Source organism: Oceanobacillus sp. FSL W7-1309, from assembly GCF_038002145.1.
Classification (GTDB): Bacteria; Bacillota; Bacilli; order Bacillales; family Amphibacillaceae; genus Oceanobacillus; species Oceanobacillus profundus.
Map to the genome: position 1 here is coordinate 1,095,712 of NZ_JBBOBX010000001.1, position 24,639 is coordinate 1,120,350.

28 protein-coding genes and 1 pseudogene are annotated in these 24,639 nt (G+C 39.8%); 11 read left to right on the forward strand and 18 right to left on the reverse strand.

From position 1 onward, the window contains the following. The first annotated feature begins 184 nt into the window (after window positions 1–184). Window positions 185–595 (forward strand): GNAT family N-acetyltransferase, encoded by a 411-nt coding sequence (locus NST46_RS04955; RefSeq protein WP_341136832.1) that lies wholly within the window; start codon window positions 185–187, stop codon window positions 593–595. Between the two features lie 180 nt (window positions 596–775). Here NST46_RS04955 and NST46_RS04960 read toward each other — a convergent pair whose 3' ends face one another. Genes NST46_RS04960 through NST46_RS04970 form a run of 3 tightly spaced genes read right to left on the reverse strand, consistent with a single transcriptional unit; the run spans window position 776 to window position 2,179 of the window. Beyond that, on the reverse strand, window positions 776–1,063 hold the full coding sequence (locus tag NST46_RS04960) for a hypothetical protein (RefSeq protein WP_095310567.1): 288 nt from the start codon (window positions 1,061–1,063) through the stop codon (window positions 776–778). 31 nt (window positions 1,064–1,094) lie between these two features. Next, on the reverse strand, window positions 1,095–1,505 hold the full coding sequence (locus NST46_RS04965) for a Spx/MgsR family RNA polymerase-binding regulatory protein (RefSeq protein WP_095310565.1): 411 nt from the start codon (window positions 1,503–1,505) through the stop codon (window positions 1,095–1,097). A 59-nt stretch (window positions 1,506–1,564) separates the two neighbouring features. After that, window positions 1,565–2,179, reverse strand: a complete 615-nt coding sequence (locus NST46_RS04970; protein ID WP_095310562.1) for a TetR/AcrR family transcriptional regulator — start codon at window positions 2,177–2,179, stop codon at window positions 1,565–1,567. A 419-nt stretch (window positions 2,180–2,598) separates the two neighbouring features. Here NST46_RS04970 and NST46_RS04975 point away from each other — a divergent pair, with 419 nt between their 5' ends. The 4 genes from NST46_RS04975 to NST46_RS04990 are packed head-to-tail and all read left to right on the forward strand — an operon-like array spanning window position 2,599 to window position 6,385. Next, window positions 2,599–3,708: an ABC transporter ATP-binding protein gene (locus tag NST46_RS04975; RefSeq protein ID WP_095310559.1), complete on the forward strand. Its 1,110-nt coding sequence runs from the start codon at window positions 2,599–2,601 to the stop codon at window positions 3,706–3,708. Continuing rightward, window positions 3,698–4,501 (forward strand): ABC transporter permease, encoded by an 804-nt coding sequence (locus NST46_RS04980; RefSeq protein WP_340002498.1) that lies wholly within the window; start codon window positions 3,698–3,700, stop codon window positions 4,499–4,501. Before NST46_RS04975 ends, NST46_RS04980 begins: the two co-directional genes overlap by 11 nt. Before the next feature lies 1 nt (window position 4,502). Then, window positions 4,503–5,312, forward strand: a complete 810-nt coding sequence (locus NST46_RS04985) for an ABC transporter permease (RefSeq protein WP_095310555.1) — start codon at window positions 4,503–4,505, stop codon at window positions 5,310–5,312. Then, window positions 5,309–6,385, forward strand: a complete 1,077-nt coding sequence (locus NST46_RS04990; protein WP_095310553.1) for an ABC transporter substrate-binding protein — start codon at window positions 5,309–5,311, stop codon at window positions 6,383–6,385. The genes NST46_RS04985 and NST46_RS04990 overlap by 4 nt, the downstream gene beginning before the upstream one ends. Before the next feature lie 447 nt (window positions 6,386–6,832). Here NST46_RS04990 and htpG read toward each other — a convergent pair whose 3' ends face one another. Beyond that, complete coding sequence (htpG, locus tag NST46_RS04995; RefSeq protein ID WP_341136833.1) at window positions 6,833–8,710, reverse strand: molecular chaperone HtpG; 1,878 nt, start codon at window positions 8,708–8,710, stop codon at window positions 6,833–6,835. 152 nt (window positions 8,711–8,862) lie between these two features. Between htpG and NST46_RS05000 the strand changes: the two genes are divergently transcribed. After that, window positions 8,863–9,576 carry an NAD-dependent protein deacylase gene (locus NST46_RS05000; protein ID WP_341136834.1) on the forward strand — a complete coding sequence of 238 codons (714 nt, stop codon included), beginning with the start codon at window positions 8,863–8,865 and terminating at the stop codon, window positions 9,574–9,576. 63 nt (window positions 9,577–9,639) lie between these two features. Here the strand turns inward: NST46_RS05000 and NST46_RS05005 are convergent, their stop codons facing one another. Beyond that, window positions 9,640–10,257: a YpjP family protein gene (locus NST46_RS05005; protein ID WP_303446956.1), complete on the reverse strand. Its 618-nt coding sequence runs from the start codon at window positions 10,255–10,257 to the stop codon at window positions 9,640–9,642. Window positions 10,258–10,451: 194 nt separating this feature from the next. On the opposite strand from NST46_RS05005, the gene NST46_RS05010 reads away from it, so the two are divergent. From NST46_RS05010 to NST46_RS05030, 5 genes and pseudogenes are all read left to right on the forward strand, one after another. Continuing rightward, the gene (locus tag NST46_RS05010; protein WP_445321731.1) at window positions 10,452–10,637 is read left to right on the forward strand and encodes a GyrI-like domain-containing protein; all 186 of its coding nucleotides are present in this window, start codon (window positions 10,452–10,454) and stop codon (window positions 10,635–10,637) included. Between the two features lie 532 nt (window positions 10,638–11,169). Continuing rightward, window positions 11,170–11,574 (forward strand): annotated as a pseudogene (locus NST46_RS05015) (VOC family protein); the annotation flags it as partial. Between the two features lie 18 nt (window positions 11,575–11,592). Then, window positions 11,593–11,955 carry a VOC family protein gene (locus tag NST46_RS05020; RefSeq protein WP_251660179.1) on the forward strand — a complete coding sequence of 121 codons (363 nt, stop codon included), beginning with the start codon at window positions 11,593–11,595 and terminating at the stop codon, window positions 11,953–11,955. 42 nt (window positions 11,956–11,997) lie between these two features. Further along, window positions 11,998–13,038: a S66 family peptidase gene (locus NST46_RS05025; protein WP_341136835.1), complete on the forward strand. Its 1,041-nt coding sequence runs from the start codon at window positions 11,998–12,000 to the stop codon at window positions 13,036–13,038. A gap of 12 nt (window positions 13,039–13,050) precedes the next feature. Further along, complete coding sequence (locus NST46_RS05030; protein ID WP_095310530.1) at window positions 13,051–13,494, forward strand: VOC family protein; 444 nt, start codon at window positions 13,051–13,053, stop codon at window positions 13,492–13,494. A gap of 81 nt (window positions 13,495–13,575) precedes the next feature. Here NST46_RS05030 and NST46_RS05035 read toward each other — a convergent pair whose 3' ends face one another. The 13 genes from NST46_RS05035 to phnG form a co-directional block, all read right to left on the reverse strand. Further along, window positions 13,576–13,782 (reverse strand): hypothetical protein, encoded by a 207-nt coding sequence (locus NST46_RS05035; RefSeq protein ID WP_341136836.1) that lies wholly within the window; start codon window positions 13,780–13,782, stop codon window positions 13,576–13,578. A gap of 77 nt (window positions 13,783–13,859) precedes the next feature. Then, window positions 13,860–14,732, reverse strand: coding sequence for an ABC transporter permease subunit (locus tag NST46_RS05040; protein ID WP_095310528.1), 873 nt, complete (start codon window positions 14,730–14,732; stop codon window positions 13,860–13,862). Then, on the reverse strand, window positions 14,732–15,517 hold the full coding sequence (locus NST46_RS05045) for a PhnE/PtxC family ABC transporter permease (RefSeq protein WP_341136837.1): 786 nt from the start codon (window positions 15,515–15,517) through the stop codon (window positions 14,732–14,734). Before NST46_RS05045 ends, NST46_RS05040 begins: the two co-directional genes overlap by 1 nt. A 13-nt stretch (window positions 15,518–15,530) precedes the next feature. Beyond that, entirely contained in the window at window positions 15,531–16,295 is a 765-nt protein-coding gene (phnC, locus tag NST46_RS05050) for a phosphonate ABC transporter ATP-binding protein (RefSeq protein WP_095310525.1), read from the reverse strand. An 84-nt stretch (window positions 16,296–16,379) separates the two neighbouring features. After that, complete coding sequence (locus tag NST46_RS05055; RefSeq protein WP_095310523.1) at window positions 16,380–17,420, reverse strand: PhnD/SsuA/transferrin family substrate-binding protein; 1,041 nt, start codon at window positions 17,418–17,420, stop codon at window positions 16,380–16,382. A 169-nt stretch (window positions 17,421–17,589) separates the two neighbouring features. Further along, a complete protein-coding gene (locus tag NST46_RS05060; protein WP_303446960.1) occupies window positions 17,590–18,396 on the reverse strand; it encodes a PHP domain-containing protein in 807 nt (268 codons plus the stop codon). Further along, entirely contained in the window at window positions 18,386–19,105 is a 720-nt protein-coding gene (gene phnL, locus NST46_RS05065; protein ID WP_303446961.1) for a phosphonate C-P lyase system protein PhnL, read from the reverse strand. The genes NST46_RS05060 and phnL overlap by 11 nt, the downstream gene beginning before the upstream one ends. Window positions 19,106–19,121: 16 nt before the next feature. Further along, complete coding sequence (gene phnM / locus NST46_RS05070) at window positions 19,122–20,306, reverse strand: phosphonate metabolism protein PhnM (RefSeq protein ID WP_095310518.1); 1,185 nt, start codon at window positions 20,304–20,306, stop codon at window positions 19,122–19,124. A gap of 57 nt (window positions 20,307–20,363) precedes the next feature. Further along, window positions 20,364–21,200, reverse strand: coding sequence for an ATP-binding cassette domain-containing protein (locus NST46_RS05075; protein WP_341136838.1), 837 nt, complete (start codon window positions 21,198–21,200; stop codon window positions 20,364–20,366). Next, complete coding sequence (locus NST46_RS05080; protein ID WP_095310514.1) at window positions 21,193–22,059, reverse strand: alpha-D-ribose 1-methylphosphonate 5-phosphate C-P-lyase PhnJ; 867 nt, start codon at window positions 22,057–22,059, stop codon at window positions 21,193–21,195. The genes NST46_RS05075 and NST46_RS05080 overlap by 8 nt, the downstream gene beginning before the upstream one ends. After that, entirely contained in the window at window positions 22,049–23,164 is a 1,116-nt protein-coding gene (locus NST46_RS05085; protein ID WP_341136839.1) for a carbon-phosphorus lyase complex subunit PhnI, read from the reverse strand. The genes NST46_RS05080 and NST46_RS05085 overlap by 11 nt, the downstream gene beginning before the upstream one ends. Continuing rightward, window positions 23,165–23,764, reverse strand: a complete 600-nt coding sequence (gene phnH, locus NST46_RS05090) for a phosphonate C-P lyase system protein PhnH (RefSeq protein ID WP_341136840.1) — start codon at window positions 23,762–23,764, stop codon at window positions 23,165–23,167. A 339-nt stretch (window positions 23,765–24,103) separates the two neighbouring features. Beyond that, a complete protein-coding gene (gene phnG, locus NST46_RS05095; RefSeq protein ID WP_341136841.1) occupies window positions 24,104–24,526 on the reverse strand; it encodes a phosphonate C-P lyase system protein PhnG in 423 nt (140 codons plus the stop codon). Window positions 24,527–24,639: the final 113 nt, after the last annotated feature.

The window sequence follows — 24,639 nt, forward strand, 5'->3', positions numbered from 1 at the left end:
AAGTTAAAAGCGTAGTGATGAGCCGATCAAACCAACAACTAGTGGTGCAGGGAATAGGAAACGGAACAATTTCATCCTTCGATGATTGCTAATCGCCCGCTAAAAGAGATAAAATCAAGTTATAAGGAACGACAGTACTTCTTGCCATACCACTAATATTCTCATTACGACTTTGGAGGTTATCATGAAAATCTACATTACAAAAATAGAGAAGGAAAAGGCATGGGAGATAAGACATAAAGTCATGTGGCCAGATAAGCCCTTTGACTTCATTCAATTAGATAATGATGATACAGGTATCCATTTAGGTCTTTTTAAGAACAACAAACTTACTTCTGTGATTTCACTTTTTATAAAAAATAGAGAATGCCAATTTCGTAAATTTGCTACAATTCAACGGGAACAAGGTAATGGACACGGAAGTGCATTGTTATCCTACGTTCTCGAGGAGGCAAAGCATTTCGGAATTAAGAAGATTTGGTGTAATGCAAGAAAGGATAAGGTAGCTTTTTATAAAAAATTTGGATTACAAGAAACGGAAAAACATTTCTTAAAAGAAGGTAAAGCTTACGTAATAATGGAAGAATATGTTTAAGTAAAAAAACAACTATTCATCTTTTAGAACAGCTGTTTTTTTGTGTATTAGATTTTTAAAGGTAGGTATTTATTGAGTTGCTTGTAATTATGGAAGCAGGTAGATGTATACTTCTACTTACCAAGAACGCTTGCGGTTAACTTACTTAAAATGAGGTGATGTTCAAAGGTGGTATATGTATTATAATGTTTTTCGAAATTCCTTGAATGCTTCGACAAAAGCTTTCGGAGAGGATTTGACGATATAAGGATATACTCCATTAATGGTATGCAAATAGAGCAACCCTCCATCATCGCCTATAAATCGATAGGAAATATCCAGCACATCATGTATCTTAAATTCCCTGTACTGTGTGACAACCCTGTCATCATACAAATACATCGTGCGTGTTTGTTCCGTATCTTTTTGTTCTAAACTATTCACTTCACGTATTACCTTACAATAGGTCTGTTTTGCAATCAAACTCACAAAAGCCACCCCTGCCCTTCATATGGAAATGTTACCCTTTTGCTAACTGAAGATGATCCATTCTCCATTGCAACCACTGGTATTCACGGGTTTTTCTTGGTAGAAACTGACGTATATCATCCTCATGGTAGCCAACCTGTAATCGCTTATCATCCACCATGATCGGACTTCTTAATAATCGAGGGTGCTTCTGAATAAGCTCTAATAGTTCTTGTAATGGTAAAGATTCAATATCCAGATTTAAATCCTTATAAACCTTTGATCGTGTGGAAATAATTTCATCCGTGCCTTCAACTGTCATCCGTAAAATGCTTTGCAATTCATGAACAGTGAGCGGATCCTTTATCACATTTCTTTCCTTGTAATGAATCCCTTGCCTTGAAAACCATTGCTTTGCTTTCCTTGTCGACGAACATGCAGCTCCATAAATTGTAACTGTCATTTATCATACCCCATTTTCTGTAGTTTTCAGTACATGTATTCCTCGTTGTGTACGGTAAATTACTTGTATAAACCCTTTTTAAGCAAATTCATTTCAATAATGAAGTTCTCCAGGGCTTCTTCCTTGGACATATTCCGCGAATACTTTTCCACTAAATTGCGGAATGTGACCGACGTAATGATCTGAATAATATGATAGAACTCATCTTCACCAGATATATTCAAACATTCTTTATTGATGAGTGGCGTTATTTCCTTCAATCTGTTGGTATCGATTTGCTTTTCATCAAAAATCCTTGTGAATACATCCTCAATTTCATGTGTCACATTCAGTAGAGCATTCTTTAAAAAATTGTAGCCATCCTCTGTCTTCTTTTCCTCAAGCATGAGCTGGAATAGCTCTTTGAATGCTTCAAAAATATCCCCATTATACTTATTCAACGAAGCAATAAATTTATCCTGCCTTTTATTCCACTGCTCCTCCAATAAAAAATAATATGCATCCTCTTTATTCTCGAAGTATTGATAAAAACTTCCCCGCGGAATCTCTGCAGCTTTTACAATGTTTGAAATGGAGGCTTGAGACAATGGAACTCTTGAAAACTCTGCTTCGGCTGCTCTGATTAATTTGTTCCGCTTCATCTCCGGTAGATTAAAAAATGTAAGTTTAGGCATTTCCTTCCTCCATACTTCTCCCTTGTGACATCATGTCATGTTGTTCAATTTTTATTTTAAATGACACAATGTCATATGTCAATAATTTTCATGACAACGTGTCACTTTTATTTATAAATTTGTCCATTTTATGACGTTGGATTCTATCACTTAACATCCTCGTGATAGAGACGTTTTATTCAATGAAAAAAAGTAATTTCTTTTTTTTACTTTTCATGTATAATTATCTCGAATCTGAGAAAAAGTGAACAAAAACGTAAAGGCAGAAGCGCCGTTGAACCTACTGGATTCACGATAAGGCAATAAACCTTTAGACTTCTATACCCTGTTCACCTAAACGCTAATCTTGTCGATTAACAAACGTTTCAAATTCCATCAAATCAACTGCATCATGTCATTTTTATATAAAGGAGATTGCTATGACGAATTCTGCTATTATTCAATTTCATAATGTTACAAAGCAATATGACCAGGATCCCCCTGTATTGGATCGAGTAAGCTTTGAGATAGAAAGAGGGAAATTTTATACATTGCTTGGTCCCTCTGGCTGCGGTAAAACAACAATACTTCGCTTGATTGCTGGTTTTACAGAAGCAACTTCAGGTGATATTTATTTTAACGGGAAAAAGATTAACCATATTCCAGCTAACAAACGTCAAGTAAATACCGTGTTTCAGGATTACGCCCTTTTTCCTCATTTAAATGTTTTTGAAAATGTCGCTTTTGGACTGCGTATTAAAAAAATGAAAAAATCGGAAATTGCAGCCAAAGTAAAAGAAGCTTTAAGCTTCGTGAACCTTTCCGGTTATGAGGACCGGGAAATTAAAGAGATGTCTGGCGGTCAGCGCCAACGTGTTGCAATCGCCCGGGCTATTGTCAATGAACCAGAGGTTATTCTGCTTGATGAGCCGTTGTCTGCACTCGACTTAAAGCTTCGTTATCAAATGCAGTACGAATTGCGTGAGCTGCAGCGCCGCCTTGGGATTACGTTTATTTTTGTCACACATGACCAGGAAGAAGCGCTTGCCATGTCTGATGAAATCTTTGTTATTAATAAAGGTAGAATTCAGCAAAGTGGCACACCTAACGATATTTATGATGAACCAATCAATCGATTTGTTGCCGACTTTATTGGAGAGTCCAATATCGTAAAAGCAACCATGATTGAAGACTTCCTTGTCTCATTCGGTGGCGGGAATTTCGAATGTGTTGACCAAGGAATGAACCCTAATGAGCCGGTTGAAGTCGTGATTCGTCCAGAGGATTTACAGATTACATCGTTTGAAGATGGCATGCTGCAAATCGAGGTACACTCACAACTTTTCCGCGGGGTGCATTATGAAATCACCGGACTTGACCAAGAAGGCAATGAATGGCTTGTCCAATCAACGAAAAAGGCAACAGTTGGGGATAAAATCGGGCTTCAATTTGAGCCAGAGGCTATTCACGTCATGCGCTTTAACGAAACGGAAGAAGACTTTGACCGCCGTTTAGATTCGTATTCGGAGGGGGAAGCTGATGGAAAATAAAGGCACGCGCAATTTGTATATGATCCCGTATGCACTCTGGATCATTTTGTTTGTTATTGCACCAATTTTTCTTGTTTTGTATTATTCCTTTTTTGATATTGAAGGTAATTTTTCACTAGTGAATTATAAAAATTTCTTTACCCCTGTTTATTTACAGATGACGTTAAGCTCGTTTTGGTATGCGTTTCTTATTACGGCTATCTCCTTATTGGTAGCTTATCCGACAGCATATTTACTTACGCGAACAAAGCATAAACAGCTTTGGTTATTATTAATCATAGTCCCGTCATGGATTAACCTATTGTTAAAAGCCTATGCATTTATTGGGATATTCGGAGCCTATGGTGCAGCCAATAATTTTCTGGAATGGGTTGGTATTGGCTCAAGACAGCTATTGTTTACCGATTTCAGTTTTGTATTTGTTTCAGTATATATTTTCATTCCATTTATGATTTTGCCGATTTTTAATGCATTGGATAACTTAAATCCGAGTTTGCTATATGCAGCAAAGGATTTAGGGGCTTCTGGATGGACAACATTCCGTAGAGTAATCTTCCCGTTAACGATTGACGGGGTGAAGTCAGGCATCCAAGTTGTATTCATTCCGGCTCTATCCCTATTTATGCTGACACGATTGATTGCAGGAAACCGTGTGATCACTCTAGGCACAGCAATCGAACAGCACTTTCTGGTTACACAGGATTGGGGAATGGGTTCAACCATTGCCGTATTTTTAATCCTCATTATGTTCCTTTTTATGGGCTTAACAGGATTTAGAAAGCGAGGTGTGTAATATGGAGAGAAAATCATCCTTTGCCTCGAATATCTTTTTGGTTATTATCTTTTTCATCCTATATGCACCGATCTTCTATTTGATTTTTTATTCGTTCAATAGTGGCGGTACAATGAGTGGGTTTGAAGGCTTTACATTGGATTGGTATAAAGAATTGCTTCATGATACGAGGCTGCTTATTATTGTTTTAAATACATTAGTAATCGCATTATTATCTGCATTGATTTCCACTGTGATTGGGGTTTTGGGAGCAATTGGCATTCACGCATATAAAAGACGACAAACGAAAAATACGTTGCTTGCATTGAATAATATTTTGGTTGTCAGCCCTGATGTTATTATCGGTGCTTCCTTCCTTATTTTATTTACGATGGCAGGAATTCAGCTAGGCTTTTACTCCGTGCTGCTGTCCCATATTGCATTCAGCATTCCGATTGTTGTACTGCTCGTTCTGCCTAAACTTATGGAAATGAGTCCAACACTAATTGATGCTGCACGTGATCTCGGGGCAAGTCAATGGAATGTGTTAACGAAGGTGATTCTGCCGTATATTGCACCGGGCATCTTTGCCGGATTCTTTATGGCATTAACGTATTCATTGGATGACTTTGCAGTTACATTTTTCGTAACAGGAAATGGGTTCACAACGCTTTCTGTTGAGATTTACTCGTTAGCACGAAGAGGGATTTCCTTGAACATCAATGCGCTTTCAACGATTTTATTTGTTGTAACCATTGTGCTTGTTGTTGTGTATTACTACTTAACACAACGTAGTGGCAGTGGTGCGAAAGGAGTTGACTTTAGAAGATGAAAAATCTTTTCAGAGCATTCCTTGTTATTGTAATTGTTTCTATCGTCCTGATCGTGATGATTAATCGTTTAAATGCTTCCCAAGGATTTTCTGGTGGCAATACGTTGACTGTGTACAACTGGGGTGATTATATTGATGAAGAATTGATTAGTCGCTTTCAGGAGGAAACAGGAATCACGATTATTTATGAAACATTTGATTCCAATGAAGCGATGATGACGAAAATCCAGCAAGGCGGAACATCCTATGATGTTGCTGTCCCTTCGGAATATATGGTTGAAAAAATGGTCGAGGAAGATCTGCTGCTCGAGCTTGATCATTCGCTGTTGCCGAACATGCAGCATTTAGATGAACGATTTTTGGATTTAGCATTTGACCCTGGAAATCGTTATTCTCTCCCTTACTTCTGGGGAACAGTTGGAATTGTTTTTAATCCAACATTACTACCAGCAGGAACAGAGATCACCAGCTGGAATGATTTATGGAATCCGGAATTCGAAAATCAAATTTTGCTGATTGATGGCGCCAGGGAAATCATGGGTATGGGGCTAAACAGCCTAGGCTATTCATTGAACGATACCGAACCTGCGCATTTGCAGGAAGCATTAGACAAACTAAAAGAGCTTACGCCAAATGTAAAAGCAATTGTTGGTGATGAAAACAAGCTACTCATGCAAAACGAGGAGGCAGCTATTGCTGTCGGCTGGTCTGGTGATGCAGCTGATATTATGTGGGAAAACGAGGATATTGATTACGTCGTTCCCGAGGAAGGCTCGAACCTCTGGTTTGATAATTTCGTAATTCCGAAGACAGCCCGTAACGTCGAAGCAGCGCATCAATTTATTAACTTTATGATGGACCCGGAAGTAGCGGCGCAAAACACAGAATATGTCAGCTACTCTACGCCGAATAAAGAGGCATTGAATTACATGCCGGAAGATATGGTGGAGGATGAACGATTCTATCCAGCACCAGATTTAACAGAACGTCTCGAGGTTTATGAGAATCTAGGACAGCAGAATCTAGCTTATTATAATGAATTGTTTTTGCAGTTTAAAATGTATCGGAAGTAGATTTAATTAGATGACGCCAGGGGATAGTCCTTGGCGTTTTTTTGCTTGGTGCGATAGCGGCGCGGGGGGTGTCTTAGTTTGAGTTTTGGTGTGTTAGCGGTGCGGGATGGTGTCTTAGTTTCGGGTTTGGTGCGTTAGCGGTGCGGGATGGTGTCTTAATTTTGGGTTTGGTGCTTTAGTGGTGCGGGATGGTGTCTTAATTTGGCGGTTGGTGCTTTAACGGAGCGGGATGGTGTCTTAGTTTTGAATTTGGTGCTTTAGAGGCGCGGGATGGTGTCTTAATTTGGCGGTTGATGCTTTAACGGAGCGGGATGGTGTCTTAATTTGGCGGTTTGGTGCTTTAGAGGCGCGGGATGGTGTCTTAGCTTCGAGTTTCGTGCGGACGATTTTCATTTCTTAGCAAATATACAAACAAGGCCCCTGCATCATGCAGGGGCCTTGTTTGTATCACACCATTACTTTACAAATATCATTCGTAAATTCAACTGGGTCGTTAATTGGCAGTCCTTCGATGAGGAGTGCTTGATTGTAAAGGAGGTTTGTATATAAATTCAATTTTTCTTTATCTTGGTCCTGTGCTTTTTTCAGCGCTTGGAAAATTTCATGATTTACATTGATCTCTAGCACTTTTTCAGCCTTGATGTTTTGGTCATCTGGCATTGCATTAATTATTTTTTCCATTTCAATCGAGATTTCCCCATCTGCTGTTAATACGACAGGATGTGATTTTAATCGTTTTGATGCGCGCACTTCTTTTACTTTGCCCGATAAAATTTCCTTCATCGATGCGAACAGACCTTTATTTTCTTCCTGCGCTTCTTCAGTTGCATCCTTTTGATCATCCTCAATACCTAAATCACCACTAGATACAGACTTGAATTCTTTCTCTTTATAGTTCATTAGCATGCGGATGGCAAATTCATCGATTTCATCGGTAAAGAATAATATTTCATAGCCTTTATCTGCCACAAGTTCAGTTTGTGGAAGCTTTTCAATCCGCTCATTGGATTCGCCAGTTGCATAGTAAATATATTTTTGTTCCTCTGGCATGCGTGAAACGTACTCATCTAATGTGACGAGCTTCTTCTCTTTTGAAGAATAGAACAATAATAGATCCTGTAACAAGTCTTTATTCTGACCAAAGTCACTATATACACCATATTTCAGCTGTTGACCGAATGATTTATAGAATTTCTCATATTTCTCGCGATCATCTCGTAAAATACTTTGTAATTGTGTTTTGATTTTTTTATTCATGTTTTTCGCGATCAGCTTAAGCTGGCGATCATGCTGGAGCATCTCTCTGGAAATGTTCAATGATAGATCTTCGGAGTCTACCATTCCCTTCACAAAGCTAAAATAGTCTGGGAGCAGATCAGCGCATTTATCCATGATCAATACGCCATTGGAATAGAGCTCAAGTCCTTTTTCAAATTCCCTCGTATAATAGTTATGTGGTGCGTTTTCTGGAATGTACAGAATCGCATTATAACGAATCGTTCCATCGACATTAATGTGAATATGCTTTAATGGTTTGTCATAGCCGTAATGCTTTTCATTGTAAAAATTCTCATAGTCTTCGTCAGTGAGTTCACTTTTGTTCTTTTTCCAAATTGGAACCATCGTATTGATTGTTTGTTCGTGGGTTACATCTTCATACTCGTCCTCTGATCCTTCTTTTAACTTACTTTCTGTGATATCCATTTTGATTGGATAGCGGATAAAGTCGGAGTACTTTTTGATGATTTGTTTCAAGCGATATTCTTCTAGAAACTCATCATAGTTCTCTTCTTCTTCATTCTCTTTAATTTCTAAAATGATTTCGGTACCAACCTGTGCTTTTTCTGCAGGGGTAATGGTGTAGCCATCAGGACCTGTTGATTCCCATTTAAATGCTTCATCACTTTCAAGGGACTTACTAATCACCGTTACTTTATCAGCTACCATAAATGCCGCATAGAAACCAACACCAAACTGACCGATAATATCATGGCCATCTTTGATTTCATTTTCTGTTTTAAATGTATGGGAACCACTTTTTGCAATGACACCAAGGTTGTCCTCTAGCTCTTCCTTCGTCATCCCAATCCCTGTATCTGTAATTTTTAATGTACGTGTATCTTTATTTGGATCTACTTTTATGTAGTAGCTATCTTTATTAAACGAAAGAGAATCATCTGTCAGTGCTTTGTAATAGATTTTGTCAATGGCGTCACTCGCATTGGAAATAAGTTCTCTTAAGAAGACCTCACGCTGTGAATAAATGGAGTTGATAACCATATCTAATAGTTTCTTCGATTCTGCTTTAAATGCTACCTTGCTCATACTATTCATCTCCTTTTTTCAGTCAGTTTTTTAGCACTCTATGACATGGAGTGCTAATCCCTAATCATTTAATAACACATCCCTTTTTTGATGTCAATTATAATAGCTGTTGTATAATGGAACTATCTAGAATGAATCGAAGGGGGAATTTCATGTTGAAAGAATGGTTGCGTGATGCAAGCTATTCTGTTGTCTTCACGGGTGCCGGGATGTCAACAGAAAGCGGACTGCCAGACTTCCGCTCAGCAAACCAAGGACTTTGGAAGAAAAAGGATCCTAGTAAAATTGCTAGTACGGATGCGTTAAATAATAATGTACATGAATTTATTGCATTTTATCGTGAACGCGTACTTGGTGTGAAGGAGTATCATCCACATAAAGGTCATCTGATTCTAGCGGATTGGGAAAAGCGCGGCGTTATCCAATCGATTATCACCCAAAATGTCGATGGTTTTCATCAACTTGCAGGCAGTAAACGGGTTGCCGAGCTTCACGGCACATTGCAAAAACTGCACTGCCAATCCTGCGGGAAAGTATACGACAGTAAAGAATATATTAAAAAGGAATATCACTGTTCCTGTGGCGGAATTCTTCGCCCTTCTATCGTTTTGTTTGGTGAAACATTACCATCAGATGCTTTTCAAATGGCTTTAGAAGAAGCGGAACGGGCAGATCTATTTATTGTGCTAGGTTCCTCGTTAAGCGTTACACCCGCGAACCAATTTCCCCTTATCGCAAAGGAAAGCGGAGCTAAATTGGTGATTGTGAATCAGGAGAGGACCGAGCTTGATTATGTTGCAGATGAGGTTATTCGTGATTGGAAGATTGGGGAGTTGTTAGTGGAGTTCGATGGGGGAGCTCGATAAAAAAATATAAGCTGCTTTTTCATTGTTAGATTGTCTCTAACAATGAGAAAGCAGCTCACGAATCTATGCCATCCACCTCGGTGGTGTATTTTTATCCCAATAGATTTCGCCAATATCGTGATGCTCCTTAAATCCATCGCTGCTGACATGATAATGGAAATTGAAATAATGTCCTTCTAGCGGACGGTTATCCCGGCGCACATGGAACTTTGCAATATCTTGCCCTCTTTTTTCATCATATACATTAAAAATTCGTTCTCCATAGCCTTCAGCGGGGTTTTCTGTAATTGCAAAATAGGCGTAATTATCTGCTCCAGATTCGTCTAAAATAGAAGCTAAAACTGCTTCTATGTTTGGTAAAATGATGTCTGTGAACTCCGTCTCTACCTGGCTTGCAATTCTAGAGCCGAATTTGATAAGCGCTTGTTCCTTGGCCTGCTCAGTTAACTCTTTCACGGCTTGTTCTTTCGGATTCGCCTCTACTATAGGCAAGGGTAACGTATAATCAATTTCTTCTCGTAATTCCGTTACAGGACCAGAATGGTTGTTTATATCTGCTCCAGAGGCAAATGCGTCTTCATTTTCATCCGCATCAATCTCTAAAAGAGCTGTCGGACTGTACATTCCTAATGTGAAGATGGTTACGAAGACAACTGCTAATTTTCTCATCCAAAATTTCATCGATTTTCACCTTCTTATGTAACTTCCTATGTTAATTTTAACACGTTATTTGGACAAGTCTATCGTATTTTTTATTTTTACTAAAATTTTACACAATTACTTTTACATTTATGTACCTGCTACTATTAGAATGGAAGTACCCTGCCAAATCGGGCACATAATGCCGGGTAGATCTATACACTACTTGCTATTCTATCCTTAAAGGAATTGGTCCCTCCCCTGACACGTTACAAAATGTCTGGGGGCGAATCTATTCCGAATGGTTCCCTTCTGCAAATTATGAACAAGCGGAAGATCCTAGAATTTTATGGAATGAACATAATGATGTCTCGTCGCCGAATTTTAAAAGCGAGATATGGATACCCATTTCACCAAAATAATTGGGATAGGAGAAAGCTGAATGTATGTTCAGCCTTTTTTATGTATAGAGCCCTTCAACTTAGCTGCTACTAATCCGAGCCGGGTGCGAAGAGCAGCACCCTCTAATAGTGAACTTCAGCTTTTCTCTCTTAAACATCAGCAAATTTAACTCGAATATCAGCATTCCCCTTACCAACTTCAGCATTATTAACCATACCATACAATCCCATCATGATAGGAAGGCAATATTATGATATCAATTATCTTTTTTAAAAAATAAGACACACTAATCAGCAAAGGAGGGATTCAGATGTCTGGAAGGCCAAAATCAAAAAATAAAAGCAAGGAAGAGTTAAATGCATTAAAAAAAGAGAATAAGACTGGTGTTAAATTGCATGGACCGAATCGTCCGTCACCATAATAGATGGTCAAGAGGAGCTGCTGCACGCAGCTTCTTTTACTTTTTTCGGTTCCTATTAAAGGTTTCTACCACCTGAATAGCGAATATCTTATGAAAGAGTTTCAACGGAACCAACTAAAGGGGGGGTCAACTTGAATAGCAGTCTAATAAGGGTAGGAACTATCTATATTCCTGTTATGAATATAGAGCATGCATCAAAATGGTATGTGGACAAGCTTGATGCACAAGTTCGTTTTCAAGATGCAGAAAAGGCAATTATCGATCTTGCTAACCAAAGTTTTTTCTTGGTAAAGTCTGCAGAAGGCCAACGTGCCAATTTTATTAACACAGCCAATACAGAACACTTTTCCCTTACATTTGAAGTGGATGGAATTGATGCACTGATGGAATTACATAAAATACTTCGAGAACGTGACGTTTATGCTGAGGAAGTGGAAGATCGAGGGCATATGGGCAGAAACTTCGTATTTCATGACTTAGACGGAAATAAATTTGACGTCTGGAGTGAGCTGAGTCCGGTATTTAAAGAAAAATACGGAATTCAACAAGAGAACGTGCCCTTGCGTTTGATTGAACGTATCGACACGATTTGCTTGCCTGTCAGCAATGTAGCCAAAGCAAGCACATGGTATCAAGATGTCCTTGGATTCCGGGAAGTTTTTAGCGACAACAGCTATCGCATTTTAAAAATTGGAGATAGTAATGTTCCATTAACCATCGAGGAAAATAGAACGAGTAAAGCAGTACAGGCAAATCAAGTATACCCTATCTTTTACACGCAACATATCAAACAGGTATTTGATCATTTAACAGACAAAAATGTAAACGTAACTGCTATCCAAGATGATGGAGTGAATCAATTTTTTAACCTATATGACCCTGATGGCAATCTATTACAGATGTGTTATTGGGAATAACAAAATTACGTTATCTTTAATCTGATGGAGGGGAAGGATGAGATGAGAACATTATTGAAAAAACCAAATAAATTACAGCCCGGAGACAAAGTTGCAACGGTCAGTCCTTCTTGGGGAGGTGCTGGTGATGAACCAATACGATGGCGCTATGAGCAAGGTGTCCAACGATTAAAGGATGTATTTGATCTAGAAGTTGTCGCTATGCCAAACAGCTTGAAAGGGTCGGACTATCTCTACGCACATCCAGAGGCTCGAGCCGAGGATTTGATGACAGCATTTGCCGATAAAAGCATTAAAGGAATTATCGCTAACATTGGTGGCGAAGAAAGTATCCGATTGCTACCCTATATCGATTTCGAGACCATCCGTGAAAACCCGAAGATATTTATGGGTTATTCAGATGTTACGATAGCTCATTTATTTTGTCATAAAGCAGGACTTTCCTCATTTTACGGTCCAGCTATCTTAACCGATTTCGCTGAAAATATCGAGATGCACCCTTACACCGTAAAAAGCATTCAGCAAACGCTTTTCTCGAATGAAAAAATTGGAGAAATTAAACCTGCTATGGAATGGACAAGTGAATTTTTAGAGTGGGATATCGCAAACAAAGACACTCAGAGGAAGATGCAGCCAAATTCGGCTTATGAAGTGCTGCAGGGAACTGGTGTCGTACAAGGCAGGTTGATTGGCGGTTGTATGGATGTTCTTGAATTTGCAAAAAGTACAGCGCTCTGGCCAGAGGAAAGCTATTGGGATGACAGTATTCTTTTCTTTGAAACCTCAGAGGAAAAACCAAAGCCAGATCTGATGAAATATTGGCTGCGAAATTACGCTGCACAAGGTATTTTACAAAAAACAAATGGTATCCTTTTTGCCAAGCCTTATGATGAAATGTATTACACTGAATACAAAGAAGCGATACGCACAGTTATGCAGGAATATGGATTAGCGGACTTGCCAATTCTTTATAACATGAACTTCGGCCACACCGAACCAAAGTTTATTCTTCCATATGGGGCTCAGACTGAAATAGATTGCGATGAGGCTAACTTCTCGATTATTGAAAAAGCTGTAGAATAAGGAGATGATTGAATGAATCGTTTAAATTTAATCACATTAGGTGTAAAGGACATGGTAGAATCGTTAGCGTTTTATCGGGATGGACTTGGATTTGACGTTGTTGTCTATGGCGAGGAATCCGATCCAGATGTTATTTTTTTCAATAATGGCGGAACAAAAATATCCTTGTTCCAGATTGATCGGTTAGCAAAAGATATTGATGAAGAGAATCCACCGCAAGTTAGTATCGGTTTTGGCGGAATTACGCTGGCATATAACGGGAAATCGAAAGAAGAAGTCGATGAGGTTTTTGCAGTTGCTGAAAAAGCTGGCGCTAAAATTGTAAAAGCACCTGAGATTGTGTTCTGGGGCGGATATAGCGGCTATTTCCAAGATCCGAATGGATTTTATTGGGAAGTTGCTTATGGCGAGAGCTGGCAATTTGATGAGAATGATATGTTGATTGTGAAGGAATAACAGTATTTACTTGAACGAAAGAAAAGCACCGCAAATGTGGCGCTTTTCTTTTTGAAGTAAATCATTTCCACTTTGTCCAACTTAAAGAAAAATCGTTACCGCAGAATAAACCAGCAATAAACTCATCGCTGCTCGAAAGATCTTGTCATGCTTTATAAAAACTTTTTTGAAGTTCGAACCAAACCCCGACCACAAAAGCAGTGTGCCCCACCCTAGAACGATGGCCACAGTTAAATAAAATGCGATCGGTTTAATAGAATCACGAAATGGCAGAATAAAAGCACTCATCACGGTTAAAAGGAACAAAATACTTTTTATATTAATAATCTGACATATGCTGATTAAAAAGGGGGTTCATACAAAACTCAATTCTTTGCGGCCGCTGGGAAATAACGATTTTTCAATTGTGTTGAAACTATTTCTAAAATAATTGCGATAATGAGGATTGCGTACGTGATAAATCCAACCTCGCGCAAGTCAAAATAGAAACCCGATGCCATAAAGAGCTCAAATCCAATACCGCCAGCTCCTGCCGCGGCGCCCATTGCGACAGCGACACCGAAATTAATTTCGAATCGTAAAAATGTCCAGGATAGTAAATACGTAAAGGTAGACGGGAGCACGCCATGTGTTACCATATGCCACCAATTAGAGCCGGTTGCTCGCATTGCTTCTAAAATACCCCGATCGACCTCTTCAAATGATTCGGAGAAAGCCTTCACCAAATAAGCGATTGAGTGAAATAGCATACCAAGTACAGCAGCTTCACTGCCAAGACCCGCGGCAATTGCAAAAATGAGAACCCATAATACAGTTGGAACGGCACGAATAAATGCTACAACAACACGTACCGATTTTGAAATCCATGGCTTGGATAGGTTTTCAGCTGCTAAAAAGGCTAGAAACAAAGCAATAATTGCTCCAATTACCGTTGCTAAAACACCCAACCCAACCGTAATGCCAATTTGATGGAAAGCCTCTCCCCAGCTGAAATGACTTAAAGTTGGCTCTAAGAACATCGTCTTTAAATTATATGCTGTTTCGGTAATAGCGCGTTCTAACTGCAACCCTGTGTAGTCAAAGAAAAAGAAAGCCATAATCGTTAAGACAGCTAACATTGCAATGGTCCACTTTGTTACGAGCTCAACCTTATTTCCAGCTTTAATATTAATTCGACCAGTCCGTGTCCGTTTTATGTAGGTTTGCTTTGGCTGCGCTCCTCCTCTTAGCATTTCCATTATAAGATCACCTTCCGTATCCGGTTTGAAATCAGTTCTATAATGATGACGGCAATGACAATTGTAAAAGTTACAAGTGCTACAGCGTTATAGTTTAGCGACTTGTAATATAAATCAAACGTATACCCGATTCCTGTACCTGTTAAAATCCCGACTAATGTAGCGCTTCGGATATTCGTTTCAATCATAAATAAAATCCAGCTTAGCATTTGTGGTAAGCTTTGTGGAATAACCGCCTTATTTACAATATGTGCATACGTCGCTCCCGTAGCCTGCAATGCTTCTACAGCACTTTGGCTAGCTTCATCAATTGATTCAATAAATGCCCTTGTTAAAAATCCAAGCGTACCAACAAATAAAGCCAAAAACCCAGTCAAGGAATTTTGTCCAAATGAAATTAGTAAAATGAGTGACCATGCAACAACCGGTATATTCCGTGAAAAAGAGGCAATCAACCGAGCAAGCACACTGAAGACATTGTTTACTTTTGTTGTTTTTGATCCCATTAAACCTAGGAACAACGAAATAATTGCCGCAAGTGTTGTTGCTGCTATCGACATAAAAATCGTTTCATTGAGCTTACCTAAGATCGCAGGCAGTCTTTCCCATGTTTCTTGTGTGATCCAGAGATTTGCGAAGATCCAGCTTAACGCTTTTGGTAATGTTGCAATGCTGTCGATAAAGTTGAATTCTGTAATAACTGCTGATAAATAGGTTATACCAATAATGATAATTAAGGATACTGTTGTGATCCATCTGCTTTTTCGCATCGCTTTTTCATTCACGCTTAATTGCTCCTTATACCGTAATTAATTCTCGTCGTTCCGTACCGTAGATATGATTAATTTGTTCCTCACGCAGAAGAGCACTTTTTCCATCAAACACAATTTCGCCTTTTCTCAGCCCAATAATTCGATCCGAATAGTCTTGGGCAACCTCTACTTGGTGTAGATTTACTAGACAGGTGATGCCTAAGTCATTTGTGATTGACTTTAAGTGATCCATAATAACCTTGGAGGAATTGGGGTCCAAAGAGGCAATTGGCTCATCGCAGAGAATAAGCTTTGGATCTTGGATCAGTGCACGGCAAATGCCAACGCGCTGCTGCTGCCCACCACTTAATTGGTCACAGCGCTTATACGCATGCTCTTCAATTCCAAGCTTCTGAAGCAAGAAAAAGGCCTGTTCCTTCTCCTCTTCACTAAATCGTCCTAACACGCCTTGTAAGGTTGTTTTGTAGCCAAACCTACCATGAAGGACATTCTCAATTACGGTTAAACGTGGCACTAGATTATAGTGCTGAAATACCATCCCGATGTCAGTACGCAATTTCCGCAAGTCTTTTTTCTTTAGTGATCCGACATCTAGGTTATTGAAAATTACCTTCCCCTCATTGATTTCAACCATCCGATTGATGCAACGTAATAGTGTAGATTTCCCCGCACCAGATGGACCAATAACCGAAACAAACTCACCAGTTTCCACAGTAAAATTAACATTTTTTAATACTTTTGTTTCTAAGTTATACGATTTCCCAAGTCCTTCTACTTGTAGTAATGACATGTTTTTCCGCTCCTTTGTCACCTATTTAGTAAAATAGAGTATGCATTCAACCTTATGCACACTCTATCTCCATGTGTAATCTACTTATTCTGAAAGCTCACGAATTGGGTCAAACCAGGAATCTTCAACAGGAATAAATCGTTCCTCACCTGATTTAAAGAATAATCCAGACTCACCAGAATCTTCCGGTACAAAGATTTGTTCGTTATTTGCAATTTCATCTGAAGAAAATAGTTCTTGCAATGTATCAAAATCCTCTTGTCCTAATACATCCATATTTGCGGCAAATGGTGCATTCAATACTGGTGTTACGCTCATTAAAACAAATTCTTTACCAGCAACTGTATTGAATGGTTCTGCAGCATCGTCTTTCACACGATAAACAGCTCCAGGTGTGTTTGCTTCCCCTTCAACAAGCTCTACATAGTTTTCTACGCATGTATCACAGAACGCTGCTACTTCAGCAGAGTTATTTAAAAGATTAACTGCCGAACCTTGGTGCGACCCACCAAATAATACTTGAGAGAATAATGGACCACCTTCCATTAGATCCTCCCCAGTTAAATCTGCATATTCTTCTTGCTCACTGAAATGTTCAATGATTCCAGAGGATGGTACGACAAACCCGGAAGTTGAACTGTTTGACACAAAAGAGAAAGGTTTATCAGCAATTGTATCTAGTGAAAACTCACCGTCTACTTTAAAATTATCTTGCTCATCCACGTTTACTGCTAACCAGCTATAGTAAATCGCATCGTCTAATGTACCAGATTCACCAGATGGAACGACTAAAGGTTCTACCGCATCATTTCCATTTTTAGCCTCAATGTATCCAACTGCACCCATAAACGCAACATCTGCATTATTGTTAACAAGTGTTTCAATTGCAATCGCATAATCGGTTGTTAGATGGTGTTCTACTTCCTTATCTGTTGCTTCTTCGATCACTCGTCCAATTTCATCACGCGAAGATTTCATATCATTACCAGATTCATTCGGATACCAAACAATATCAATGACATCATCTACTTCTCCATCCTCACCTGAAGCTGTTCCGCCAGAACAAGCCGCAAGCATTACAAGTACTAAAGCGAGCATTCCTACTAAATACCAGTTCTTCTTCATGAATGAGTTCTCCTTCACCTTTTAAATTTAGATGTGCAGCATAACATTCACGCATAAGGATTGTTAATGTCTCATTCAACCCCTACCTGCACAGCTACTATTAAAACATAATTTTTTCAAAAAAATAGGCTATTTACATTGTTTTAACAGTATCTTAAGATAATTCAAACTAACTAAATAATAGGTTTATCGGGCTCGTTATATTTCCTATCTGAACACTCTTTCCAAATGAACCATGATAGTCTGTTCCACCAGTCATTATCAGCTGATATTGATTCGCTAATGATTCAACTTTTAACACGTCCTGTTCATCGTGATCTATATGATTACGTTCAATGCCACCTAATCCAACCTCTATAAGTTCTGGTATCAGTTCATAGGAATCCAATTGCCCTGGATGTGCTACAACCGCAATCCCGCCATCCGCGACCACTGCACGAACAGCATCAAAAGCGTCGACATATTCGATATCGCCTGCTGCTGGCCCGTCTCCTTTAAAAAGCCTCTTGTAGAGAGATTGATAGGCATCGGATGAATAAGAAGCACTTGTTAGCTGCTGCATCACATGCTGCTTATAGATTGTTTCACTTGGCTTTGCGGCTTTGCTTATCGTCTCTAAATCGAGTCTAAACCCGACCTTCTTGATCTGCTCGATTTGCCAAAGCGTGTGTGCATGACGACGTTTTAAAAGCGAATCACAGAGCTGTTTAATATGACTTGCTTCTGGCTGATAGTTATATCCCAGAATATGCACTTTAAGATCTCGCTTAAAGTCGTAAGCTGAAATCTCGATGCCAGGAATAACCTCAATTCCATAATGCTCTCCTAAGCGTTGTGCTTCAAGCAATCCCGCTGTCGTATCATGATCCACAAAGCTAAGATGTGTTACACCATTCAACTGTGCTTCACGCATCACCATTTCAATCGAATCGGATCCATCGGAATATGTGCTATGGACATGTAAATCAGCCTTCATTCGTAACACCAGCTCCGGCAAGAAGCTTACCTGCCCGCATATCGTAGACCTTATCGCAGAGTCCCTCCATAAATTCAATATCATGGAATATCCCTACGAGCGTCGTGCCATTTGCTTTTAATTTTTCAATAATTTCGCGTACCTTTAGCTTCGATTGCTGATCCAAGCTTGCAGTCGGCTCATCGAGCAATAAAAGTCGTGGTTTTTTCACCGTTGCCATTGCTATATTTAATCGCAGTTTTTCTCCGCCTGAAAAGGTGTTCGGGTACGTATCCCAAAGTTTTGGGTCCAATTCAAAATGGGTTAGCGCCTTTTCCGCTTCAATCTGTGCAACTGATTCCGTTTCTCCCATCTCAAGGAGCGCCTTTTCCACAAGCTGTCTTGATGTCGTTCGTGGCATCACATTTAAAAATTGCGACACATAGCCGATCTCATATTTCCTTAAATAAAGCATTTGTCGTTCTGTCGCTTGGCATAAATCAATCCTTCCAAACCGTGCAGAATCATACATCATTTCGCCTGCATCTGGTAAATAGGAACGATAAATGCTTTTTAAAATAGTCGATTTTCCGCTGCCACTTTTACCAACAATCCCAATAAATTCACCTTTCTCTATAGAAAAATTAACCTGTTCTACTGCTTGCATTGTTTTATTTAAATGATGAATTGTGAACCTCTTGCCAAAATCATTCACGTCAAGCATTGTCATGTTAGCTACCCTCCTTTTAGTTCAATCGGTAGTTCGTCGTCGTGATAACTGCTCCGTTTACCATTGTCATGGTCAGCATCGGATAACCATCATCCATTCGCTCAATAATTAAGAGATCCGCTTTTTTACCAGGTTTAATGGAGCCAAGCTCATCATCCATCCGTACCGCTCTAGCTGGATTAATCGTGACCATCCGGAACATTTCATGTAAATCATAATGATGCTTTTCGTGTAATTCGAAGATTGCATGGAGTAATGCAGCTGGATAATAATCACTGCAAAGAATGTCAATACAGCCATGCTTGATTGCTTCTGCTGCTGATAAATTTCCAGAATGCGAGCCGCCTAACAGCACATTTGGAGCCCCAGCAACAGTCTGCAATCCCATTTCCTTAGCCTTTTTAGCGACCTCCAATGTAATCGGAAATTCACTAATCGTCGTTCCAAAGGATTTTACTAAATCAATCTTAGCAACATCATCATCGTCGTGGGAGGCAACGGCAATACCTTTCGCTAAAGCTATCTCCGCAACTTCTTTTATTTTTTCAATCGTCATAAAAGTACTGTTTTGGCGTTCTGCGATGATGGTTTGCACATCGGAATCAGAGATATCGCGATAGCCTTTTAACGTTTCCCTGTACACTTCTAAATCTCTGTACTGTCCTTGACCTGGCGTATGATCCATAAACGATAATAAATGCACCTTGTCATTTTCAATATTTTCAACAAGACGATCCACTTCATCAATATTATCGATTTCAAAGCGTGCGTGCAGACGGTGGCGAATCAAGCGCAATTCATTATGTGTCGCATCAATCGCATCGACTAGACGCTGAACATTTTTCGGGTAGCGCATCGGTTTATGGGTAAAAACATCCTCGCGATAAAAGGATAGCGAATGAAACATCGTTGTAATTCCATGGCTAATTAGGATTTTCTCTGCTTCACGCAAGCTAATATTGACATCCATCATGCTTGTTGGTCTTGGTGAGACAATTCCTTCAATATAATCGGAATGGATGTCGATAAAGCCCGGGGAAATGTAGCCTCCGTTTGCATCAATCCACTTGGCATTCGGATATTCAGATAGCTTTTCTTCTGGGGTAATTTCCTGAATGATTTCACCGCTCACAACCACTGCATATCCTTCTAAAATTTCATTTTCTGTTACAATTTTTCCATTATGAATGATAAGAACCATCAACGTTCCTCCCTATAAATAAGAGTTCAAAAGGATACCGGACTTTTTGAACAGCTTTTAAAGTAATGAGTAAACCAATTGCTGAGTATATGCATGCTGCGGATCCTCTAAGATTTGATCTGTCAGACCTTCCTCAATAATGGAACCATTCAGCATCACAATCGTACGATCCGCCAGCATGCGGATAACCGCTAAATCATGGGAAACAACGATCATGCTAATTCCAAGCTCACGCTGAATTTTCTTAATAAGATCGAGCACATTTGCTTGCACAGATAGATCAAGACCAGTGGTTACTTCATCTAAAAATAAAATTGGCGGGTTATTTGACAGCGCCTTGGCAATTTGCACGCGCTGCTGCATGCCACCCGAGAAATTCCTCGGCTCTTCCTTCATTCGAAACAGCGGAATATGTACATTTTGCAGTAAGCTTTTACTAGTTTCCTCCATCTCGGATACATTCCGTTTCCCAGCTGCAATGAGTTTTTCCGCTATATTTCCAACCGAGGAAAAATTCATTTTTAATCCATGCACGGGATTTTGATAAACCATGCCATACTGATGATTGCGAATGTAACGCTTCTGCTGGGACGACATTTCAAATACATTCCGTTCGGCTGAACCTGGTCCACCATCAATGTATGCTGCTCCAGATGTGACCTCCGCATCAAAATACAAGCACTGCATCATCGTCGATTTGCCACTGCCGCTTTCCCCGACAATTCCAAGGATTTCCCCGGCAAATAAATCAAATGAAATATCATGACAAGCATAGACAGTCCCGCAATTTGGACAGTAATTTTTTTCTAAGTTCTGTCTTTCCTTACATCTGCTGCATCCATCGCCAAACTGCTTTTGTAAATTTCTCACCTTCAATAGAGGCTCTTCATGCATGGCTTGTCTCCACCTCGACTTCCTCTTTCTTATTTAACCGTTCAATGCAATAGCTCGTATCATTGCATTGATAGATCGTTTCGTTTGTAGCCGGATCAACCAACTCATCTAAAAAGACATCCTCCGCACCGCATAAATGACAGCTCTTTCCGGTAAAGGTTTCTACTGCAAATGGATAGTCATCAAAAGCAAGCGACTCCACATCCGTATAAGGTGGGATTGCATAAATTTTCTTCTCTCTCCCTGCACCAAGTAAAATCAATGCTTCCGACTGATGCATTTTCGGATTATCGTATCTTGGAATCGGACTCGGCGCCATCACATAGCGGTTATTCACGTACACAGGATGGTCTGCACCTGTAGCCGTTCTCCCGTACTTCATAATTTGTTCAAATAGCATAAGCCATGCACCACTATAATCATTTTCCGAATGGAGGATTTTTGTTTTGTATGCACTTTTTTCGACACGCCTCAATGGTTCTGGTTCTGGAACCTGCAAGACCAGAATTTGCTCAGGAGTGAGCGGCACTTCCGGAATCCGGTGTCGGGACTGAATTATACTTGCCTCCTGCGTTCTTTCCACAAGCTCCACTCCAGTCGTCGATTGCACTAACTTCTTGATGCTGACAGCATTCACGGATTCATCTGCACCTTGGTCAATCACTTTTAATACGTCATTTTTTCCAATAATTGATAAGGTGATTTGCAGTCCTCCAGTTCCCCAGCCACGTGCAATCGGCATTTCTCTCGAAGCAAATGGCACTTGATACCCTGGTATCGCAATAGCCTTTAAAATCGATCGGCGAATTTCCTTTTTCGAGCCTTCATCAAAAAATGCAAAATGGGATTTAGTTTTCATCTGTATGTCCCCCTTTCTTGACGTTACGGATACTATCCAATTTCGATTGGAATGTAACATAATGCGGCAATTTTAAATGCGATATAAATCCTGTCGCTTCCACCGAATCAATATGTAATAAAACAAATTCTTCATCGTGTGTCGGAAAACTGGATTCTGGATGCTCCAGGCATTGATCTAAAATACTCATCGCTATTGCCTTTGTTTCATTTTGGCCGTAGCAAATACCGTAGCCTATTTCAAATTCCAGTTCCTGCTCATTCGCGTCGTTCTTTTTTGTAACCGGAACAAACGACTCGACCTCGGTTACTTGGATTTCACCGATGTAGAATGCATCCTCTTCATTCTGCTCACCTTCATTTGGATGTGCAACATAGATCGGCAAGCTGCCAACACGCACTTCTCCAACAGTTGGATGGACTTGCCCATATCCTCGCAGCGAAGCATAGCCCAATGCTGTCACTGCACCTGTCTGTCCTCTCGTTAACACTTGCAAACGAGCACTTCGTGAAGCCGGAAACGATATGCTTTGCTTCGTAATATCGACTGGATCTGTATTATCTCTTTCGTAGTTTTCAAATAAGCCCTCTTCCCGCAAGTAATCTACTACTTTCGGAAAAAATTCTAACTCATCGGATGCTTTTACTGCTTCTGATGCTTTTTGATAGTTGGATAGCCACGCTTCATTTTCTGCAGGGTCTTCCTCCAGTAGCTCAAAGTCTAGTAAACGATGCGTGTAATCCTTTGTCGCGCCAAGGATCTGCCCACCAGGAATATCTTTAAAACTAGCAGAAATCCGTCGTTCCACAAGCATTGTTTCGGATTCAACTGCTTGACTGTAATAGAGTCTAGGTAATGTCGAGCGATGTGCTCGCATTAAAAAGACAGCTTCTTCCATGCTTCCCTCTGCTTGTTTAATAGCAAGTGCTGCCAAATACGGGGAATACAAACTGCTCTCTGACATAATTTGGTCAATCAGACTTTTCATTGTAGCCATGATTGTCTCAATTTCGATGATTTCCTGATTCTTCAACCGTTCAAATGTTAGACGCTCGATGGAAGCATCAATCGCCTTCGTTCCACCCTTTACTGCAACATAACCCATCTATTCCACCTCCATCATGTCGACCTTCGTTGTCCGAGGTATGCAAACAACCTGTAAATCTTCATCTGTCAACATCAAATCAATTCCTAATGGATATTCCGCCACACAGACATTTCTCGCCTGCCACACAGCTGGTGTGAGCGCTGTTTGCAGCTTCGTTTGATCTTTTATTCCAGGGCCTGTTAACATAAGCTCGCCTTCATGTACGTCGCTAAATGCGCTTTCGATGATCCAAGTAGCCGATGCATGTGGATCAATTAAGCTCCCTTTCTTACATTGCGCCATCGCATTGGTAATTGCTGTCTCTGGTGTTCCTTTTAGAACGATGACAAAGTCTGCTTTATCGATTGTTGTATGGGTTGCTAATGTATATTCCGAAATTTTTTCGGGTAAGTTTTGTCCGTTGTCCATAAGTACATGAAATGTCACCTCTCGATCGAGAAGGGTCATCATTGTAAGTAACGTTGCATCAAGCATTTGCAGATTGTAATCATTGCGGCCTGCCAACGTTTGAAGCGATGCAATTTTTCCTGGACGTGACATATTATCCAATATTTTTTTGTAGACAAACTGCAAATCGTGCACGTGATCAATAGCCATCGTATCTCTCCTGTCTGACTTTAATGAAAAGGAAATAAAAGCTTTGATAATTGTATTTAAGTAATTGGATATCTCTAGTATTCAAATTTGTGAGTGACCAAATTTATTCGATTTTCTCCCGTTTGGACGGTCATCAACTTTATGAGTGACCTAAACGATTTGATCTTCTCCCGTTCGGGCGATCATACGCTTCATGAGTGACCAAACCCATTCAATTTTCTCCCGTTCGGACGCTCATACGCTTTATAAGTGATCGAATCTTTTTGATTTCTCCCCATTCAGGCTCTCAGTATCCTCATGATTGATGTTTAAGCTCTAAAAATATGTATAGACATTCTCTTAAACATCCATCGTCTGGAAGTCTACCTTTGTTTCAAATAGCTTCGCCTGGTCTTTTGCTCGTTTTTGAATAATCTGCCTTTCCGCTTCTGCCAGCTCTGCTTCCCATGCAACTGTTTCTGGGAGGTTCGCTTTGTATGCCGCGTCAATTATCGCTAGGTTTCTAGCAAGCTCGTTTTTCATCCCAACAACTATACCAATCCCAATGCAGTTTTCGATTTCTGCTTTTGATTCGGTTACTAGGACCTCTCCCATATAAAACAGGGAATTCTTTGCTGATTCTCGCATTTTAACCATTGTCAGCCCTTGCTGTGGAGCAATAATTTCACGATAGTCATAAATAGCTATAATAGATTCTGCAAGTTTTTTTGCTAATCCAGGATCTCCTTGAATAAGAATTTCTGTTCTTCTCCGTCTTTTCATATTCGGTACGACCTCCTTCACAAATCAAGCTTAACTTGTCGCCAAGTTGTTGTGTATTAAGAGAATGTATTGTTTTTGTAAATATTTTTAACATAAAAAACAGGTAAGGAATC

What these genes read in the sequence shown, in the direction of transcription:
- NST46_RS04955 (WP_341136832.1), top strand. Translation starts at nt 185, where the DNA reads ATGAAAATCTACATTACAAAAATAGAGAAGGAAAAGGCATGGGAGATA.
- NST46_RS04965 (WP_095310565.1), bottom strand. Translation starts at nt 1,505, where the DNA reads ATGACAGTTACAATTTATGGAGCTGCATGTTCGTCGACAAGGAAAGCA.
- NST46_RS04970 (WP_095310562.1), bottom strand. Translation starts at nt 2,179, where the DNA reads ATGCCTAAACTTACATTTTTTAATCTACCGGAGATGAAGCGGAACAAA.
- NST46_RS04975 (WP_095310559.1), top strand. Translation starts at nt 2,599, where the DNA reads ATGACGAATTCTGCTATTATTCAATTTCATAATGTTACAAAGCAATAT.
- NST46_RS04980 (WP_340002498.1), top strand. Translation starts at nt 3,698, where the DNA reads ATGGAAAATAAAGGCACGCGCAATTTGTATATGATCCCGTATGCACTC.
- NST46_RS04985 (WP_095310555.1), top strand. Translation starts at nt 4,503, where the DNA reads ATGGAGAGAAAATCATCCTTTGCCTCGAATATCTTTTTGGTTATTATC.
- NST46_RS04990 (WP_095310553.1), top strand. Translation starts at nt 5,309, where the DNA reads ATGAAAAATCTTTTCAGAGCATTCCTTGTTATTGTAATTGTTTCTATC.
- htpG (WP_341136833.1), bottom strand. Translation starts at nt 8,710, where the DNA reads ATGAGCAAGGTAGCATTTAAAGCAGAATCGAAGAAACTATTAGATATG.
- NST46_RS05000 (WP_341136834.1), top strand. Translation starts at nt 8,863, where the DNA reads ATGTTGAAAGAATGGTTGCGTGATGCAAGCTATTCTGTTGTCTTCACG.
- NST46_RS05005 (WP_303446956.1), bottom strand. Translation starts at nt 10,257, where the DNA reads ATGAAATTTTGGATGAGAAAATTAGCAGTTGTCTTCGTAACCATCTTC.
- NST46_RS05025 (WP_341136835.1), top strand. Translation starts at nt 11,998, where the DNA reads ATGAGAACATTATTGAAAAAACCAAATAAATTACAGCCCGGAGACAAA.
- NST46_RS05030 (WP_095310530.1), top strand. Translation starts at nt 13,051, where the DNA reads ATGAATCGTTTAAATTTAATCACATTAGGTGTAAAGGACATGGTAGAA.
- NST46_RS05035 (WP_341136836.1), bottom strand. Translation starts at nt 13,782, where the DNA reads ATGAGTGCTTTTATTCTGCCATTTCGTGATTCTATTAAACCGATCGCA.
- NST46_RS05040 (WP_095310528.1), bottom strand. Translation starts at nt 14,732, where the DNA reads ATGGAAATGCTAAGAGGAGGAGCGCAGCCAAAGCAAACCTACATAAAA.
- phnC (WP_095310525.1), bottom strand. Translation starts at nt 16,295, where the DNA reads ATGTCATTACTACAAGTAGAAGGACTTGGGAAATCGTATAACTTAGAA.
- NST46_RS05055 (WP_095310523.1), bottom strand. Translation starts at nt 17,420, where the DNA reads ATGAAGAAGAACTGGTATTTAGTAGGAATGCTCGCTTTAGTACTTGTA.
- NST46_RS05060 (WP_303446960.1), bottom strand. Translation starts at nt 18,396, where the DNA reads ATGAAGGCTGATTTACATGTCCATAGCACATATTCCGATGGATCCGAT.
- phnL (WP_303446961.1), bottom strand. Translation starts at nt 19,105, where the DNA reads ATGACAATGCTTGACGTGAATGATTTTGGCAAGAGGTTCACAATTCAT.
- phnM (WP_095310518.1), bottom strand. Translation starts at nt 20,306, where the DNA reads ATGGTTCTTATCATTCATAATGGAAAAATTGTAACAGAAAATGAAATT.
- NST46_RS05075 (WP_341136838.1), bottom strand. Translation starts at nt 21,200, where the DNA reads ATGCATGAAGAGCCTCTATTGAAGGTGAGAAATTTACAAAAGCAGTTT.
- NST46_RS05080 (WP_095310514.1), bottom strand. Translation starts at nt 22,059, where the DNA reads ATGAAAACTAAATCCCATTTTGCATTTTTTGATGAAGGCTCGAAAAAG.
- NST46_RS05085 (WP_341136839.1), bottom strand. Translation starts at nt 23,164, where the DNA reads ATGGGTTATGTTGCAGTAAAGGGTGGAACGAAGGCGATTGATGCTTCC.
- phnH (WP_341136840.1), bottom strand. Translation starts at nt 23,764, where the DNA reads ATGGCTATTGATCACGTGCACGATTTGCAGTTTGTCTACAAAAAAATA.
- phnG (WP_341136841.1), bottom strand. Translation starts at nt 24,526, where the DNA reads ATGAAAAGACGGAGAAGAACAGAAATTCTTATTCAAGGAGATCCTGGA.